Below are 18233 nucleotides of genomic sequence, written 5' to 3' on the forward strand. Positions count from 1 at the left end.
TAAATTGAACGTTGGGTGTTTGTCATGACAATGGTTGTCCCGGCAAGTTCCGGTCAGATAAAAGAATTCGTTTCGGAAAATCGCCATATCGATTTGTCGTCATACAATCCCTTCGTGACGCAGGAGGAACTGAGGACCGAAAGGTCCGGCCTCAATGCGCCGAGCGCGCAGGCCGTGCTGCGGCTGATGCGGGTGGCGCGGACGAGCGGGCAGGTGGAAGCGCTGATGGGGGCGGGGTATCATTCCGCGCATCAGATCGCACGGCACTCCCGGCGGCATTTCTGCAAGACCATCGCGCCTTCGGTCGGGCTTTCGAGCGAGGAGGCGGACGCCATTCATCGTCGGGCCGAGGCCGTGCGCACGAAGGCGGCGCATCTTTGGGCGACGGTCAATGGCGCGATCGCCTCGCCGCATTATCGCGGCTCCAGGTTCGAGAATGTGTCGGCGGCGGTCGCTCAGCCTTTTGAGGCCCTGCCGAGCTATCAGGAGCTGTTCGGGACGCTCGACTACTGTTCCTGCGAGGAATGCAAGTCGATTTTCGGCCCGGCCGCGTATCTCGTCGATCTGAACCGGATCATCGACGAGTACATCACCGAGCCGAACAAGAGCACCATTCCCCCAGCGATGGCCTTCAACGCAAGGCGCCCGGATATCGCGCAGATTCCGCTGACCTGCGAAGCGACCAACACGCTGGTTCCCTATGTGATGCTGGTCAACCAACGGCTCCTTCACCAGGCTGGGCTTGGGCTGAATCCGCAGGGCCTGAGCGATGACGCGGTTATCGAGAAGCTCGCCGGCGAGATTGTCTATCCAAACCGTGCCCCCTTCAATCAGCCGGATTCGAGCATCCGGGGGCTGTTGAGCCGCCTTGGGTCGTCCTACGCGGATCTGTTGGCGGCGTGGCGTCAGCCGGCGGATCTTGTCTCTTCGCGCGGGCTCGGGTTCACGCAGGATACCGAGACCATTGTCACGACCGTGGCGGCAACGGATCAGGAGGTCGCTCCCTATTACGGGGTGGCGGCCGCCGATATCGGCTCCCTGGCGGATGTGGAGACATTCCAGCTTGTCAACGATCTCGACTACGGCCAGGTCCTGTCGCTGGTGAACCAGAACCTGTCCGATGCGGAGATCGCTGCGGGGCTTCAGGCCAACTTCTTCATCAACAGCACGTCCGGCGGAACGGTCGTCTCGATTGATACCAGCGGCGCGCGGGAGAGCCTGAAGAACCTTGGGGCTCCGGCGCTTGATGCGATCAATCGCCTGATGCGGCTGGCGCAGGTTGTCGGGCTTGAGACGCAACAGGCGGACTGGGCCTTGCGGGTGGCGGCCAGCGGGGGGACGCCGGTCATCACGCAGGCGGCCATGCGGGTCATTTCGATGATCCGTCAGGCCATGAGCCACAAGGATTTCACGTTCGATCAGGCGGCGAGCCTGTTCGGTCCGATCAAGACCTACGGATCGGGGGGATCGGACGTGCTCGATCCCTTCGACCAGCTCTTCAATACGCCGCAACTGGTGGCCCAGGTCGGTCACTATCATCCGGCAGGCAATCCGCTGAATTCCACCTATACCGACACGGTTCTGACCTGGACGCCGGGCGATACGAGCGCGGCCAATCTCGCCGCCCTCAACCGCGTGTTGCCGGGCATTGGCTTGAGTGTGACGGATGCGAATGCGCTGGGAACAGCGCTCTTCGGCACGGCCAGCGCGACGGATCTGGGGGTCGCCACCATCTCCGCGCTTTATCGTCATGCGCTGTTGAAGGGCGTGGCGCAGATGACGATGGAGCAGTACCTGCTGGTCTTGCGGCTGGCGGATGCGACCAAGGCGGATCTGACAGCCGATGACGTTTCGGCGATCACCTCGCTCCTGATGCTTCTCGATGGGCTCAATCTGTCGGTCTATGACGTCGACTACCTCGTGTCCGGCACGATCACGGCCTATGTGAGCCTCCCCTACGATCCCACAAGCGTGGAGGAATGGCAGGTCTCGCTGATCAAGCAGGTGCCGGATGCGACCGCGCCCGAGGCTGCAAGCCAGATTACCGACCAGGTGGCGGTTCTGTTCGGCGAGCAGGCCCAAACCATGGTGCCGGTCTTTGCCATGGCGCGCGCGGCGGTGGCGCTGCCATCCGGGGCGGCAGACTGGGAGGCAGGGTTTCTGGCCTGCGATGCGCAGGGCAAGCCGCTCTATCCCGACTATGTCGCGGAGGTTCTGGCATGGTGCGCCCGTTGGCTGGTGCTGAAATCCGATCTGTCTCTGGCGGCTGAGATCGTGGAGAGCATGGCCGTGCTGCCTGCGCCCTACGGGCTGACGTCCTCCTATTCAACGATCGACCTGACCGCCATTTCGGCGATCGCGGCCATCGCTGGGACGATCAAGCGGACGGGGGATGTCCGGTTCAAACTTTTGACCTATCTGGCCGACAGCCAGCCCGGCAGCTCCGTTCCGCTCGAAACGCAGCTCGCGGAGCTTTTCGAGGCCACGAACTGGGCGCCATCCGTCACCGGGCCGCTCCTTTCGGGGCCGGTGAGCTCTGTCTCGCCGCAAGGCTTGCAGATCGCGGCGCTCTCGCAGGCCGTTGCCGTCGTTAAGGATACGGGGGCGGAGGTCGGATTTCTGACCTCGCTTGTGGATCTGGCGACCAAGCCCGCCAAGGCGAACTGGTCGGCGTTCACAGAAGCTTCGGGCGCGATGTTGGCCGTCGCGCAGGCGCGTTACGGGCAGGACTGGTCGAGTGTCGCGGTTGATATCGAGAGCAGGCTCAATGTCGCGCTGCGCGATGCGCTGCTGCCTTTGGTCCAGCAGCAATTGCGCGCGACCTATCCGGATATCCGCACCTCGCGAAATGTCTACGAGTTCCTGCTGATCGATGTCGACATGGGGCCGGAAACGCAGATATCGGTGTTGAAGGAGGCGCTCAACGCCAGCCAGCTCTATCTGCAGCGCTGTCGGCTGCGGCTGGAAACCGGCGTGGAGGATGTCGATATCGCTCCGGTCTGGTGGACCTGGATGATGAATTACAGGGTCTGGGAAGCGAACCGGCAGATCTTCGTCTATCCGGAAAACTATCTCATCCCGTCCTTGCGGACGAATGGCACCGTGCCTTTCAACACGCTGGAGGACAATCTTCGCCAATCGAAGATCACGCCCGAATATGTAGACGCGTGCTTCACGACCTACATGGGAAGTTTCTTCGAAGCGGCGCAATTGCGCGCTGTCGATACGTTCCGTGGCAAGATCAATGATCCCAAGCGGGGGGAGGTGGAGGCAACCTTCGTCTTCGCGCGCACCGATACCGATCCGCGCGAATACTATTACTGCGCCAAGACCGACAATCGCCCATGGTCCGGATGGGAGAAGATCGACGTTCAAATTCACGCCGACAGCATTACGCCGGTTTATGCCTTCAACCGGTTGTTCCTGTTCTGGATCGAGTTGACGCCGACAAACAACTCCACCATTCAACCCACCACGGGCGGGGGCAGCGAATCCACGGAATCGATCACCTACAATGCGGCGCTGCGCTACGCGTTCATCAATGTCCAGGGGAAGTGGACCTCGGCCCAGACGCTGACGGCCGACGAGGTGGTTTTCTTCTATTCCAATGGCGCGGACAAGGTGCCGCTTGCCGAAAACAAGATCTTCTCAGGCCTCTTCGACATGTCCTCCGCGGCCTGGCGTCGGCCTGGTGCTCTGCACCTGACGGCGCAGAATTTCCCCGTTGCGCCAAAGTTGCAGACAAAGGAAAAGATCGCCGTTTTCTACGGACCGTGCGTGATCGACGGCGGGCAGGTCGTCGATCCGGGCGCGCCGCCTCCTTCGGGCGGATCCGCGTTGGATTTCTATCGCAATCTCGTGGAAACGGTGGAGCACTACAATTTCGCCCAGCTCGGCCAGCTGACGGGCAATATCACCGTTCAGCGCGCGCTGGTGATCGATGGCCTTCTGGAAGACAGCGTGCTGATGTTCAACCGCGAGGATATCCAGCTCGATGGATATCGCGCGAAGAACGACCTGAAAACGGTGGATGTCCAGCTGTCGGGGACAGTGGGAGAGGTGGTTCTGGTCTCCACGCCGGTCCCCATGTCCGGACAACTTGTGGCCGATCCCGCGAACCTGCCCATGGCAAATTCGGGCGGGCTGACCATGGGCTCGCAGCTTTTCATCTCCCCCGCCATCGACAGCGCCACGGCGACGAACATCTTCAGCACGCTGAAGGCGGCGGGCATCATCACCGCGCAGTCGAAAGTTGATCCGGCCGCACTTGCCGCCGCCGATCTGATCGAGACGCTGAAATCCATTTTCGTGCCGCTGGGCTTCAGTGCCGAACAGATCATGGATGTTCAGAAAACCCTGTTCTCCGGGCTGGATTCCACGACGCTGTTCAGCGGTCAGGATATCATGAGCGCCACAGTCATACCGGTGCGCAACCAGCCCGGCTCGGCGGTCCTGTTTTCAAGTGGCGAGACATTCCTGCTCGCGCCCCGGCAGAGTACCTCCGCGACCGATCCGCTCGCGCCGGTCTTCTCCTCACTTAGTTCCAGCACCATCGCCGCCGTGCCGCTGATCCACGAGATGTCCTTCGTGACGAAGTACACTTCTCAGCAAAACGGCCCCGAGCAGCTGTCGAGTTCGGATTCCGAAAATGTCTACACGCTGCTGGATTCCTACAACGTCATAGATGACGGCGTCTTCAATACGTCGCTCACCTACCAGACCGTCTCCACCTTTCTCGCCACCTTGCAGAACCCGAAGCTGAGCGACACCCAGATGCGGGTGATCTACAATATCCTTTGCAACAACGCGATGATCACAAAGGAGTATTTTGTCGGAAAGGGGTTGGGCATTGACCCGACACTGTCCGCGTCGATCTACACCCAATTGCAAACCTATTCGGTTGTGGACGGGATGGGGCGCGTTTCGAACGATCTGCTTTCGCCCAATTTCATATTCCAGATGCTGTCCAATGACATCAACAACCGGAACATAACCCCGATGCAGGTGCCGCAGATCTACCAGGTGCTGGCGCAGGCGCCGCGCCCTCTGGTGCTGACCTATGAGAACAGCGGCGACACCAGCGCATTCTCGGCGGCCTCGGACTACAAGTATTCCGTGACGCGGCTGAGCACTTCCGCGGTTCCGAAACTCAATCAGGCTCTGTTTTCCGGCGGTGTCCCGGCCTTGCTGCAAACCTCGATGCAAGGGTATCCGGTACAGCCGGAAATGCCCTTCTCACGGCTCGATCCGAACAGCGCCAATGTCATTTACCCCACCGCGCTTGACGGCACACAGGTCGATTTCGACGGGCTTTATGGCGAGTATTTCTGGGAGATCTTCTTTCATATCCCGCGGCTGATCGCCTACATGCAGGAGACCGGCCTGCAATACGAAGATGGCATGAGCTGGCTTCACTACATCTTCAATCCGACCGTTCCGGAAGAATTCGTCACCGCCGATGTGATCGTTTCCCAGACCAATCAGGAGATCAATCAGGCGACGGCGAACGATGTCATTGCCAGCCTGCAAAGCAACACCATCGGGACGCCGCCGGCACCGGTTCTTTCCCCACAGGGACGGGTCAACCCGGCCTTGACCCCGCAAACCGATCTGAGCTTCCTCTCCCAGGCACCCGCAAGCCTGACGGATGAACAGATCGGCATGGTTCAGGCGATCCTGCTGAACTACGAGCTGTCCAGCCCTGTGGCGCATTACTGGCAGTTCTTCCCGTTCCGCAACCACACGCTGAAATCGTTGAGCGAGATCCTGTCGGACGACAATCCCGGCATCGAGATCTACAATGACGATCCCTTCGATCCGTACCTGATCGCGCGGTTGCGCATCGGCGCCTTCGAGAAGGCGACGGTGATGCAATATGTGGAGCTCCTGATCAAATGGGGCGACATGCTGTTCACGCAGGACAGCTGGGAGAGCATCACGGCGGCAACGATGCTCTATGTCTATGCCGGCGATCTCCTCGGCCCGCGTCCGGTGAATGTGGGCGAATGCCCCGGCTCCGACCCCCTGACCTTTGCCGATATCCAGAAGGCCTATGCCGGCCAGCCCGGCGGTATTCCTCAGTTCCTCATCGATCTGGAGATGTTCACCACGTCCAATGGCAACGCCATGCCTTCCATGACGTCGCACGCCTTCAACGATCTCAACGTCTATTTCTGCGTTCCGCCCAACGACATGCTGATGGGCTACTGGGACACGATCGACGATCGCCTGTTCAAGATCGAGCATTCGATGAACATCAAGGGCCAGGTGCGGACGCTGGCGCTGTTCCAGCCGCCGATAAACCCGCTGGATCTGGTCAAGGCGGCGGCGGCGGGTTCCAACGTTCTAGCCGTGGCCAGTTCCGGGACGGGCCCGATCCCGGCCTATCGCTTCGACAGCACCATCGCGCTTGCCAAGCAGCTGGCACAGAGCGTTTCCGCCTTTGGCGCGAGCCTTCTGTCGGCGCTGGAGAAGGAAAACGCCGAGGGCTTGAGCCAGCTCCAGACCTCGCAGGCTGGCCAGATTCTCGAGATGACGGTCACCATGAAGACCCAGCGCATCCAGGAGCTGACCTACACCATCGCCTCCCTCAATGCCTCGCTTCAGTCCGCGCAGGCGCGCAACGATCATTACCAGCACCTGATCGATGAGGGGCTGAGCCCGGGTGAAATCGTCGGGTTAACTGCGATGAGCGTGGGGCTTGTCGCCAATCTCGTGGCGACCACGCTGGAGACCGCGGCGGCCATCGGCTATGCCGTGCCACAGGTCGGCTCTCCCTTTGCCATGACCTATGGCGGCAAGCAGCTCGGCCATATGATCCAGGCCTCTGCGGGCGTCGCCAAGCTGGGGGCGGAGATTGCCAATTTCACAATGCAGATGTCGCAGACCGTGGCGGGCTATCAGCGTCGTGAGCAGGATTGGCAGATCCAGCAGGTGACCGCCGGTTACGATGTTGAACAGATCACGCAGAGCATTGCTGCGGCCGAGGAGCAGCTTGCGCAGGCCCAGCAGGACCTTGCCATCACTCAGCGCCAGATCGAGCAGAACCAGGCGATCGCGGAGTATCTGAACGACAAGTTCACCAATCGCCAGCTCTATGCGTGGATGGCCTCGCGGCTTTCGACCATTCACTATCAGGCCTATCAGGTGGCCATCGAGGAAGCCCGGCGGGCGCAGGCGGCCTACCAGTTCGAACTTCTGAGCGACCAGACCTTTGTCGGCTTCAACTATTTCGACGATGCCCATAAGGGGCTTCTGGCGGGCGAAGGTCTGCTGGGGGATCTGAACCGCATGGAGGCGAGCTACCGGGCCGAAAACACGCGCATGCTTGAAATCGTCAAGACGATTTCGCTCGGCCATGTCGCGCCGGAGGCGTTGCTGGCGTTGAAGAGCACGGGAACCTGTGCGTTCTCGTTGAGCGAGGCGCTGTTCGACTACGACTATCCCGGCCAGTATGCGCGCATGATCAAGGCGGTCACCGTTTCGGTTCCGGCCCTGCTCGGGCCCTACGAGCAGATCAAGGCGACGCTGACCCAGACCAAGAACCAAGTCGTGACCGCGCCCGATCCGAATGTGGTCAAATACCTTCTGACCGGACAGGGCAGTGCTCCTTCCAGCGGGCTTCGCACCGACTGGCAGTCGAACCAGATGATCGCGCTGTCGGGCGGGATCGACGATTCCGGCCTGTTCACCATGAACTTCGCCGACGAGCGCTATCTGCCCTTCGAGAATACCGGGGCGGTTTCCTCCTGGAAGCTGGAGATCCCGAAATCGACCAATCACTTCGATTTCGAGGCGCTGTCGGACGTGATCATCACGCTGCGCTACAGCGCCTATTTTGACGGGGGATTGCGCACCAGCGTTGAGGGCCTCTTGGCCAAGACGCCCTATCGCGGCGGCTTCTATGTCAGCGCAGCGGCCCAGCAACCCCTGGCGTGGACGGCGTTTCTCCAAAACCATGCCACCACCAGCACGCAGGATCTGGTCCTGACTTTCGATCCAAGGCTCGTGAGCGGATACCAGTCCGCCACGATCATCGCGGTGACGGTGAAGCTCGACCTTGCCGAGGGCGTCAACCTGTCCGGTGGGGCTCAGATCGCAAGTCTGACGGCGGGACGCGAGACGGCGATCGATCTCAGTTTCACCGATGGCATTTCGGAAAGCGGGTCCCTGACATGGAAGGCGGACAAGGCGATGGGGGACTGGACGATTTCCTTCGATCTGACATCGCCCGATATCGCTCCGCTTCTTGAAAACGGCTTCATCGATCCGGCCAAGCTGCTCAACGTGGAATTGGTGGTGATCTATGACGCGAAGGTGTTCCCGGTGTGAGCCGGGACGCCGTTTTGCCGGGCTTGGAAGGTCCTCAGTATGGGAGCGCCGATGCCGCGCGGCTGGCCCGGCAGATGGCGCCACGTTCCATATCTCTGGTACCAGCGCCCTCTCTGGCGCCAGCGACGTGTCTTGTCGCGTGCGTTCGGCTTGACCGGGAACCATGGCCTGTTTCGTGATCCGGCCGATCCGCCTCTTGTGGCCAATATTGTGAGACCTCAAAAGGGCGTCTTATCGACACCGCCCCCCCGCCATAACAAGCATGCGAATACCGAAGGAATCGCGGCAGGGAATTGAAATTAGGCGCTTTTTTTGCTCTCCGCATGCCGTTTCAAGCCGGCGGCCTGCAAAACTGGTTTGCGGGGTCCCGCGCGCCGACTTGGTTCGGCGAAGAGCCGGTTGACCCAATCCGGGTTATGCGACCGGAACGAGCGCGGCGCGGCTGGCCTCGATGGAGGTCATCGTATGGGCCAGGTCCTCCTCGGATGCCGCTACGTCCAGGATCAGGTGGCTGTAGCCCAGGGCCTCATAGCGGCGAAGATAGGAGGAAACCTCTTCGTAGGTGCCGACGAGATAGGGACAGAAGGTCTTGTAGTTGCGGAAGGGATGCAGCCAATAGATCCCGTCTTGCGCGTTTTGAAGTTCGTCGGCATAGGCGGAAAGCTGTCGATGCCAGATGGAGTCCGTGGTTCCGCGAGCGATGCGGTGGGCCAACTGGCCACGTCGGTCGGGCGGGAAACGGCCGAGAGCCTCTCGCCATGCCTCTTCCGCCGTTTTTCTTGCGATAATGCCGATCCTCAGGCCGAGGTGACCGGCGCCGGGAAGGGGCGCCTGCGGTTCCAGCTCTGCCGGCGGCTTGGTGTAGCTGAAGCGCACGGCGCGCAGGGCGGCACTCGCCTCAACGCATGCCGGCGATGCGCCCGACAGGTAGATTCCCGGCATCAATTCCGGCGGCAGGGCGGGGGAGAGGCGCAGGTTGGAGACCCGGTAATAGGCCCCTTCAAAGGTCACGTTATCACCGCTGAGCAGGGCTTGCAGGATCTGTGTGTATTCGATCAGACGCTCGTAGCGGGCATCGTGCTCCGTGTTGTCGCCCAGTTGCTGCAAGTCCTTGACGAAACCGCCCGCAACCATGTTGAGGTCCATCGCTCGGCCATGCAGGAAGGCGAGTGATGAGATCATGCGGGCGGCGGCGTAGGGCGTCATGTAGAGGGGCTGGACGGCCACAAGGGGCCGCAGGCGGCCGCTGCCTTCGCTCAGCAGCACATGCGCGACAGTCCAGGGGTCGATGAGGGTGTTGTCGGTGTAGATCAGCATGCCCTCGATGCCCGCATCCTCGTTCCAGCGGGCGAGACGCCTGACCTCGCCAAGGAAGGTGGCGGGCTCGTACCGCAGGGAGGTGGGGGCGGTGGTCAGCACTTTCATAATCAATCTCCCAAACGTGCAAGGGCCGGCGTCAGTCGCGCCCCGCGAGTGCGACAGTGAGCGGAATGCGCGTGGCGTTGAAAGCTGGCAGGCCGCCGCCGATGGCGCCGATCAATATCGACAGGATGACCGCCTGCAGCATGAGGCCGGGCGACAGCATCAGCTCAAAGCCGATATGTTGCTGGTCGGAGGTGACCGTGGAGGCACTCCAGCCATTCAGCACGAGGGCGGAGAAGGCAAGGCCGAGGACACAGCCCGCCATGGTGGTCACCATTGCCTCCGCCCACGTTCCGAAGAAGGTCGCGCTGCGCGAGAAGCCGAGGACGCGGACGGTCGCGATCTCTTTTCTGCGCTCGGCGATGGAGCTCATCATCGTCGTCATCGTGCCGATCATCGCACCGGCAGCCATCACGATGGCCAACGGCCAACCGAAATAGAGAATGAGGTTTGTCGTGCGCTCGGCCATGCTGGCGAAATATTCCCGTTCTGAGCGCACCGACAGGTCAACCAGCGGATTGGTTTCCGCAAAGCTTTGGAAGCGGGCCAGAGCATCTTCATCCGACAATCTGACGCGGACGCTCTGGATTTGGTTGGGACGGTTGAACACGGTTTGCACGGTGGTCAGATCGCCGAGGATCTCGGATTCCAGCGCGGACCCGTCCGCTTCGAAGATCCCGACCACCTTCCATTTGGAGAGGCCGAAGCGGGCGTCGTCGCCGACGTCGAGGCCGATATAGTCCTTCCTGAGGCGGCGTCCGACAATAATTTCGCTGGAGCCCGGCTGGAACGTGCGTCCTTCGATCAGGGTGATGCCCGGACGCACTTCCAGGCCCGAGCCTCCGATGCCGCGCAGCGACAGGCTCGACGTCAACCCACTGGAGCGGTCATGCCCGTCCACGGGAACAAGGATCTCCGGCGAGATCACCGGACCACGTTGTGCGCGGGCAATCCCCGGTGCGGCGTCGAGTTGGTGGATCTGCGCCATCTCGATCTGACTGGCGAACTCGCTCGCCGCGCCTTTGGTCAAAGCGATGGCGATGTCGGGCGCGCCGGCGGTCAGAAGAGCTTTGCTGAAACCGTTCGACATGGAGAGAAAGCCGAGCAGCACCGTCACCACCATGGCGACAGAGAAGGCTGCCGAGGCCGATAGCCAGAACCGGCGTCGGATGGATTTGAGGTTGGAGACGGCAAGGGCGCTTGCCTGTCGGATCAAGCCGCTCATTGCCTGTCACTCCTTCATGGCCGCAAGGGGCGGGATGCGCATCGCGCCGAAGGCTGGAATGCCGCCTGCGAAAGCGGCCAGCGCCGCGGCGATGGCGATCGCCGACAGTGCTATGGCGGGCGTGAGACTTATGCTGGGGACGATGAGGCTCAGTGGCTGCTTCAGGGCAGCGACCGCCGCATATGCGGTCGGGTATGCCAGTGCCAGTCCCAGGCCAAACAGAAGAAACGTCTCGGCCAGCATGCTGGTGAAAATGAACGAGTTGGAAAATCCGATGATCTTGAACACGCCGATTTCCCGGGTGCGCTCGCGCATGGCGAAGTACATCGTGTTGGCGACGATCATCAGGATCGTTGCAAAGCCGACCGTCGTGATGAGCCGAACGATGGTCGTGATGTCGGCGAACTGGGACACGAACTCCTTCATGAACTGGGTCTCGGTCTGGGTTCGCGTGGGATAAGCGGAATTCGCGAAGGCGTCGTCCACGGCGATGATGATGTCGTCGAGCCGCTGCCCGTCGGCGGGGACGAGCCCGAAACTGGAGACCGTGTCCTTGTTCGTTGTGCGCACGAGGTTGATGTAATCGTAATTCACGATCACGAAATGCGTGTCGATCGGCTGACGGGAGTCGAATATCCCGACGATGGTGAACGAGAAATCCCGTGTCCGCTCGCGCGTTTCGAAGCTGAAGGCGTTGAGCGAGATCGTCTGGCCAACTTGCCAGCCTTCCTGATCGGCGAGGCTGCGTCCGACGAGCGCGCCATCGCGTGATCCCTCCATCGCCGCCACGGCGTCGGGAGGGAAGACGTATTGGGAACCGGCGAAGTTCGTGAAGCTTGCCGGATTGGTGGCGACCAGACCGAGATAGTTGTCCTGACGGCGATACGTGGCACGGCTGCGCGCCGTGAACGTTATCCGGCTGATTTGTGGCATCTGCTGCAGCTGTGCGAAATAGGCCATGGGCAAGGGGGTGGCGCTTCCGGACTTGCTGGTGACGATGAGGCGTTGCGCCTTGCCGGAATCTGGGTGGAAGCCCTCTTCGAAGCTGGCGATGATGAGATAGACAAAGAAGGCCAGTCCGATCGTCAGGGCGAGCATGACGCTTCTGCCGGGGTTTCGCAGAAGGCTTCGCGTGATGAGCGTGAACCTGGTCATCGTCAGGCGGCTCTCTGTGTGACGAACTGGCCCTTGTCGAGCCGCAGGACGGTCCGGGCCGAGTGGCAGGCGATCTCGTCATGGGTGACCATGACGATCGTTTTGCCGAGTTCAGCATTGAGAATGCGCAGGACCTTCAGCGCGTCGTCGGCGGTTTCCCGATCAAGATCGCCTGTTGGTTCGTCGCACAAAAGCAGTTTGGGGTCGCTGGCAAGAGCCCTTGCGATGCCGATGCGCTGGCGCTGGCCGCCCGACAGTTCGGAGGGAAGGTGTCGCCCCCGGTCCTCTAGCCCGACGAGTTCAAGAAGCGTCTGGACCCGATCTCTCCGCTGCCGACTGTTCAGCGAGGTGAGCAGCAGCGGCAGCTCGATGTTCTGCGCCCCGTTCAGCATCGGCATCAAATTGTAGAACTGGAAGACGAAGCCGACATTGGCGCCGCGCCACGCGGTCAGCTCGGCTTCGCTCAGCATGTCGAGACGGGTATGTGCGAAACTGATCTCGCCAAAATCGGGGCGGTCGATGCCGCCGATGAGATTCAGCAGTGTCGACTTGCCTGACCCCGATGGTCCGACCACCGCGATAAAATCTCCCTGAGCGATTTCCAGGTTGAGGTCGTCGAATATGGTCACGACCTCCTTGCTAATGCGGTAGCTCTTGCGAACCTGATTCAGCGACAGACCGGCCGACATTGCGGCATTGAAACTATCCATTCCGCATTCCTTACGTATGACCGGAACCGGTCGACTTTCTGCCGTCGAAGGTCACTTTGACGGACATGTTCGGCAGGACCGCCGGGAGCGGGGCGAGGAAGTCGAGGCGGACCGTGATCGTCCCCTTCTGGGCGGATGCGACAGGAAGAACGGCGCGCACACGCACCTCCAGCGGCGCATCGGGAAACGCGTCGAACACCGCCGTGCCAGATTGGCCGGACGTTATCCGCACGGTGTTGCTCTGGGCGACGTCAACGTCGATCGCGAGTGAGGTCGGGTCCAGCAGAATGGCGATGCCACCACCCGGTGCGCCTTCGGTGCCAGCGGCGAGAATGTCCCCCGTGCGGACCAGCCGCTCCGCGACGATGCCATCGAATGGGGCGATGATCTCGTGCAGTTGCAGGTTCCGTTCCTGGGCTTCGACCTGAAGGCGGGCGGTTTCAATGGCCTGGCGCGCCGCGTTCAGATCCTGTCGCAGTTGGTGCACGGTGAGGGCGTTGTCTTCCCAGGCATTCTCAGACACGACGCCGCGCTCTTTCAGCCGCTCCGCGCGCGCGGCGTCCTTTTCCGCCTTCGCCAACGACAGCCGGATTCGCTCCACGTTCACCTCGGTATTGGCGAGATTGGATCTGGCGATCTTGCTCTGGATGATCGCCGTGCGGTTGTCCATCAAAGCAATGCGGTCACCCGCCTTGACCGTCTGGCCGGTTTCGACGGGAACAGAGAGGATCCGTCCGCCGATTTCGGGTTTGAGGGTCACCATGCGCTCGGCGATCACGTACCCAGACCCGACGACGGGAGGCAGGATGGCGACCGCAGGTGGCTGCGTCTGGCCCTGCGCCCCGTCCTGCGCCCCGTCCTGCGCTTGCGTCTGATCGGATCGCAGCGCGGTCCTGGCCGGTTCCTTCGCAGGCGCGTTCAGATGCAGGACATCGCCAAGCCGGGACAATTCGGCGGCAAGCCGGTCACGCTCCCAATAGGCCCCGGCCAGCCCGCTCGCTAGGGCCGCCGCTGCGAGGAGCAATGCGGCGGTTCGCCCGCGCCAGGTCCGGCGTTGCCCCTTCAGCGGCATCCCCTGTGGCGGGTCGATGCGCTCGATTGAGAGGGAGCGCAGTTTCGTACCGATGTCGGCATTCATGAAGAGCACTCTCGCATTTGTGTCAAACGCAGTTTCAGCCGGCTTGTCGGCGCCGGGAGACCTCTTTCGCGATTTCGTTCGTCCCGGATCACGTTTTGGTCTGGCATTGGGGAAAAAAAACCAGGAAGACGGCATCGTCCTTCGGGCCGGGGGCCGGGGTTCACCCTTCGAGGAAAGCCTCGACCTGTTTGCGGTCGACCTTGCCGGCGAGCGACAGGGGCAGGTCCGATTGCACGGAAATGCGCGTCGGGCGCATGTAGGGTGGCAGCTTCGCGGCGAGTGAAGCGCGAACTTCCTCAATGGTTCGATCGTTCACGGCGTCGCCGCTGAGCACCAGGCTCAGTGCCCGCACCGGATCTCCCTGCGGCACCACCATGGCCAATCCCACGCCGTTCACCTGAAGCGCGCATTGCTCGATCTCGCCGAGTTCGATGCGAAAGCCGTTCAGCTTGATCTGGCTGTCGAGGCGTCCGCGGATCGTCAGTCCCTGGTTCTTGCACAACCTGCCGAGGTCGCCAGTGCGGTAGTAGCTGTGACCATCGAGGACGCCGAAATTCGTATTGTTGGGATGTGTGGCGGGCAGGTAGCCGCTGGCGATCTGGGGGCCGAGCAGAATGACCTCGCCCTGTCCGCTGTCGCGAAAGACGCCATCGCCGGTATCGATCAGCGCATGGCAGTCGCGCTTGAGCATCGCGATGCGGGGTAGGGCGCGCGCGCGGTGCGTTTCCGAGCGAAGCGGCAAGTGCGGCATGATCCGGCAAGGCGTGTCATGCTCGGGCGGCGGCGTTGCCAGCAAACCGGCTGGACCAAACGATGCCTTGCCGCAATGGGCACGTAAAGGCTGAGAGGCTTACCGGTTAACGGATGGAGCTGGCGCTCTTGGAGCGCCGCTGCGTGTTGTCCAGTCTCTCCGGCGTGGCGTGGGGGCTTGCGGGGGCTGACGTGTCCGCGTTCCTGGAGGGGCTCCCGGAGGCGGCTGCCAATTGCCGGAATTCACTCGGGTTCATGCCCGTCATCCTGCGGAATTCACGGTTGAAGTTGGACTTCGTCTGAAAGCCGCTGTCCAGCATGATGTCGGTGACGCTCTCTTCGGTATGCGCCAGCAGCCGCTTCGCTTCCTGGACACGGTAGGCGTTGACGAACTGGGAAACGTTGCACTGGCGGATCCGGTTGATGGCGCCGGATATCTGCCGCATCGGGATCCCCGCGCGCGAGGCCAGTCGGGTCAGGGTCAGGTCCGGATTCCGATAAAGCCGCTTTTCGGTCATCAGGGCGTCGATGGAGGCAATGATACGCAGGTCGTTTTCTGGATCTGCCTCCGCCAAACCGGTGGCTTTGCTGTCGCAGGACGCCGTTTCGTCAGAGGCGGGGAGCAGGTCGGCGTCTTCGGAGCTTGAAAACTCGGTGCTGCCGACTTCGGATGGAACGCTGCTTCCCGCGACCGCGATCGCGTAGGCCAGAAGCGGCAGGATCGCCAACGTGGCAATCGTCACGATGATCGGGGCGAAACTGGCGTTGAAATATCTGATGTCCACCGCAATCGACAGATCGATCAGCCCGGAGAGGATCAGAACAATCGCCGCGGTGTGGATGGCCCAGAGGGCGTTTGCGCTGTCGGCGAGCCGGACTGCACGCAGGGCGTCAGGTCCTTTGCTGCCGAAGCGGAGCAAGGCGGCACCATACCCGAGAAACAGCAGCGTCAGGAACGGGTCGACCATATCGGTTACCGACGGCCATGGCGTCATCGTGCCCAGGGCGATGATAATGGTGGGGATGAAGTGCCCCCAGACCCGTATTCCGACGCGGGGGCCATACATGAGGTCGGAGAAACAAATCCAGGCCAATGCTGGCATGATGCTCGCCAGAACAGGCTGGAGAACGTGCAGAATCTCGATTTTATAGGTCCAGCGCACCCCACCCACGATCGCCAGGAGCGTGCAAAGGGCGATGAAGATGGTCGTCGGTTTGCGAAGGGTCCCTGATCCCTCGGTTCGAATGATCCGGAAAAGCAGGATCGAAAGCAGAAGCGCGGCGATGAACGGCAGCGGAATGTGAAGCATGGTCTCTGCTTCTCAATATATTGCGGTACGAAGGAATGGCTATACCAATTATTGGTATTAAGAATATCATTGTATCGGTAATATTGTCCATCAATGAGGGCTCTTATCCGACGGAAGAACCAGAGAGGCATCCGTGCGGATATAGCTCTGCCTTGCGTATTTTCTTCAGCGCCAGCTGACGCTTGCGCCGACATGAGGGGCCAGGATGGGGCCCAAGAAGCGGCAGGCCCTGGAATTGGACACTATCGCGGCGCATGAGCCGCGGCTTCGTGACCATGAAGAGCAGAAGGTCAAGCTCACCCAAGCTTTCTGGCATTTGCGCAAGCCAGCCGTCGACGCGACAGCCAGCTTCTCGTAGCGTTCGATGATCGCTGTCACGTCTGCTGAAAGGGCTCCACGGTCATATGCTGTATCACGCGCAAAGGTCCATTTCGCAGTCGTGGACAAACATCCGTGCCAAGTGGCGCTGAAGAAAATACGCCCGATAGCGGTGAAGGTCACAGCCGTGTCTTGGTCTTGAGTGCGCGTATCCTGGTCTTGCCGCTGCCGTTGGCGGGTGAGCCCGGCGCAATACCTCGCGTGGCCCGCAGTCGTGTGTTTGCCCGGAATGCTGGCACGCTTAGCTGAATATGCAAGCTATGCGATGTTGGCTTTGTCTGGAGGCGCGTTGACTATACGCCAACGCTTGCCGGGGTCTTTGCGCAGCTCTCCTTAATCGAGCTCATCGGATCGGCCACCTGCGCCTTTAGCGGCCCTTCGGTCGTGTGGGAGGGCAAGCGCGCCACCTTTCACATTCCGTCAATGTAAAAAGGCGCCCGGTTTGCCGGTCAGTCGATCAGACCAGCCGACGGGCCGCAGGAAACGAGCGGCCCTGCGGCATCGCAACTTGCCGTGCCCCTCCCGCGACTGTAATAACGTCATTGAAGAACGTGTTTTCAATTCTTGGTTTGAATCGGGTTTAATCCTGCGCTTGTTTGCTGTCCGATTTGATGAATAAGCCGGGTTCGAGCTCGGCGGCAAGGTGCATCAAGGGGGCGGGTGATCGCCTTTTATTGCCGTGAAAAACGCAAGTTCTTCAAGCGTTGTCAGGCGCTTGGGCCAATGCCAGTTCGTATCTGACGGTAGTCGCTGAATGTTGAACAGATTCAAATTGCTGGCTCATTTGAGTTCGAGCTGGGAGGGCGAGGATGTATCGGGGAATGGGCTGGTTCATATGCTCAATTCTTCCGGAAGTCGCCCGGCGTTGCTCTGGTGTTTCAACGCCGCTCACGAGTTTCCGCTCATGGCGGGTGGATTGGGGGCCGATCAGCCGTTGATCGGGTTGCGGTCCCTGCATCTCGTCACGCCGAACGGCCCCAATCGCTATTCACAGGACGAGAAAACAGCCGATCTTTATGCCGACTTGCTGTTGTCCAGCGGATTGGATCTGCAAGGATGTGCGATCGGTGGAAATTGTCAGGGCGCCGGAATTGCGACCCCACTGGCGGCGCGCCTCTTGCAGGCTGGGATTGACGTAAAGACCCTCGTGATCATGGAGGCACGGCTCCCCAGCCCGTTTCCCGGTCACGTCGGGTTCGTCTATGGCGATCGCAGCGAGATGTTCAATCCTTTCCTGCGCGGCGAGCAGCCCGAGGCGCGGTGGGATATGCTGTGTCAAAGGTGGAATCTCGAGATCATCCCAGGTTCGCACGGTGAGTTTTTTGGCCCCGAGAACGGTCAGACCACCTGCGATGCGATCGACCGTCTTCTGGACATGGGGCATCGGAAGGATGCCCCTGCATATGAGGCAAGGGGGCGAAGCCTGGAGCCGATCGACTTGCCGCAGAAAGTCACGGCCGGAGAGCGGTTGGAACTGGGGTTGCGGTCGACGACCCAAATGCGGGCGGACCCGGAGGATGCCCCCTTGGTCCTGCTTTATTTCTGGGTGAGCGATGTTCATGGGCTCGTCGAGGTGGACGAGCCACCTCGCTTGACAGAGATCGATGCTGCCGGTTCGCCCGACAGGGTCTTGCTGAAGGTTCCGGAACTTTCCGGCGACTGGGACCTGCGCGTTTTCCTGTGCCGGGCCAAAGGCGGGCCCGTGCAGTGGCAGGTCCATGATCAGAAACGTTATCGGCTGCGCGTGGAATGATCAGGCAATGTCCGGGGCGATCATCGATACCTGCTGGTCTGAGCCGGATCGCTCCTGTTCG

The 18233-nt window shown here is 61.2% G+C and carries 10 protein-coding genes; 3 read left to right on the top strand and 7 right to left on the bottom strand.

Features of this window, described 5'->3' with window-relative positions; genetic code table 11:
* Window positions 1–24: 24 nt before the first annotated feature.
* Window positions 25–8331, top strand: coding sequence for a neuraminidase-like domain-containing protein (locus tag ABGM93_RS03055; RefSeq protein WP_321503373.1), 8307 nt, complete (start codon window positions 25–27; stop codon window positions 8329–8331).
* Between the two features lie 414 nt (window positions 8332–8745).
* On the opposite strand, the gene ABGM93_RS03060 is transcribed toward ABGM93_RS03055, so the two are convergent.
* The 7 genes from ABGM93_RS03060 to ABGM93_RS03090 form a co-directional block, all read right to left on the bottom strand.
* Window positions 8746–9756, bottom strand: coding sequence for an LLM class flavin-dependent oxidoreductase (locus ABGM93_RS03060; protein WP_321503375.1), 1011 nt, complete (start codon window positions 9754–9756; stop codon window positions 8746–8748).
* A gap of 31 nt (window positions 9757–9787) precedes the next feature.
* A complete protein-coding gene (locus tag ABGM93_RS03065) occupies window positions 9788–10978 on the bottom strand; it encodes an ABC transporter permease (RefSeq protein ID WP_321503377.1) in 1191 nt (396 codons plus the stop codon).
* 6 nt (window positions 10979–10984) lie between these two features.
* Window positions 10985–12133 (bottom strand): FtsX-like permease family protein, encoded by a 1149-nt coding sequence (locus ABGM93_RS03070; protein WP_321503378.1) that lies wholly within the window; start codon window positions 12131–12133, stop codon window positions 10985–10987.
* Window positions 12134–12135: 2 nt separating this feature from the next.
* On the bottom strand, window positions 12136–12822 hold the full coding sequence (locus tag ABGM93_RS03075) for an ABC transporter ATP-binding protein (RefSeq protein WP_321503380.1): 687 nt from the start codon (window positions 12820–12822) through the stop codon (window positions 12136–12138).
* Window positions 12823–12853: 31 nt separating this feature from the next.
* Window positions 12854–13981 carry an efflux RND transporter periplasmic adaptor subunit gene (locus ABGM93_RS03080; protein ID WP_321503381.1) on the bottom strand — a complete coding sequence of 376 codons (1128 nt, stop codon included), beginning with the start codon at window positions 13979–13981 and terminating at the stop codon, window positions 12854–12856.
* A 160-nt stretch (window positions 13982–14141) separates the two neighbouring features.
* A complete protein-coding gene (locus ABGM93_RS03085) occupies window positions 14142–14723 on the bottom strand; it encodes an AMP-binding protein (RefSeq protein WP_321503384.1) in 582 nt (193 codons plus the stop codon).
* Between the two features lie 115 nt (window positions 14724–14838).
* On the bottom strand, window positions 14839–16041 hold the full coding sequence (locus ABGM93_RS03090) for a helix-turn-helix domain-containing protein (protein WP_321503388.1): 1203 nt from the start codon (window positions 16039–16041) through the stop codon (window positions 14839–14841).
* Window positions 16042–16246: 205 nt separating this feature from the next.
* Here ABGM93_RS03090 and ABGM93_RS03095 point away from each other — a divergent pair, with 205 nt between their 5' ends.
* Together ABGM93_RS03095 and ABGM93_RS03100 are read left to right on the top strand one after the other, a co-directional pair.
* Window positions 16247–16399, top strand: a complete 153-nt coding sequence (locus ABGM93_RS03095) for a hypothetical protein (protein WP_321503392.1) — start codon at window positions 16247–16249, stop codon at window positions 16397–16399.
* A 774-nt stretch (window positions 16400–17173) separates the two neighbouring features.
* Window positions 17174–18172, top strand: a complete 999-nt coding sequence (locus tag ABGM93_RS03100) for a hypothetical protein (protein ID WP_321503395.1) — start codon at window positions 17174–17176, stop codon at window positions 18170–18172.
* The last annotated feature ends 61 nt before the right edge of the window (window positions 18173–18233 follow it).

Origin of the sequence: Breoghania sp. (assembly GCF_963674635.1) — a bacterium.
Classification (GTDB): Bacteria; Pseudomonadota; Alphaproteobacteria; order Rhizobiales; family Stappiaceae; genus Breoghania.

Bases quoted from the DNA above. Each gene is read 5' to 3' on its own strand.
- ABGM93_RS03055 (WP_321503373.1), top strand. From the start codon at position 25: ATGACAATGGTTGTCCCGGCAAGTTCCGGTCAGATAAAAGAATTCGTT.
- ABGM93_RS03060 (WP_321503375.1), bottom strand. From the start codon at position 9,756: ATGAAAGTGCTGACCACCGCCCCCACCTCCCTGCGGTACGAGCCCGCC.
- ABGM93_RS03065 (WP_321503377.1), bottom strand. From the start codon at position 10,978: ATGAGCGGCTTGATCCGACAGGCAAGCGCCCTTGCCGTCTCCAACCTC.
- ABGM93_RS03070 (WP_321503378.1), bottom strand. From the start codon at position 12,133: ATGACCAGGTTCACGCTCATCACGCGAAGCCTTCTGCGAAACCCCGGC.
- ABGM93_RS03075 (WP_321503380.1), bottom strand. From the start codon at position 12,822: ATGTCGGCCGGTCTGTCGCTGAATCAGGTTCGCAAGAGCTACCGCATT.
- ABGM93_RS03080 (WP_321503381.1), bottom strand. From the start codon at position 13,981: ATGAATGCCGACATCGGTACGAAACTGCGCTCCCTCTCAATCGAGCGC.
- ABGM93_RS03090 (WP_321503388.1), bottom strand. From the start codon at position 16,041: ATGCTTCACATTCCGCTGCCGTTCATCGCCGCGCTTCTGCTTTCGATC.
- ABGM93_RS03095 (WP_321503392.1), top strand. From the start codon at position 16,247: ATGGGGCCCAAGAAGCGGCAGGCCCTGGAATTGGACACTATCGCGGCG.
- ABGM93_RS03100 (WP_321503395.1), top strand. From the start codon at position 17,174: ATGTTGAACAGATTCAAATTGCTGGCTCATTTGAGTTCGAGCTGGGAG.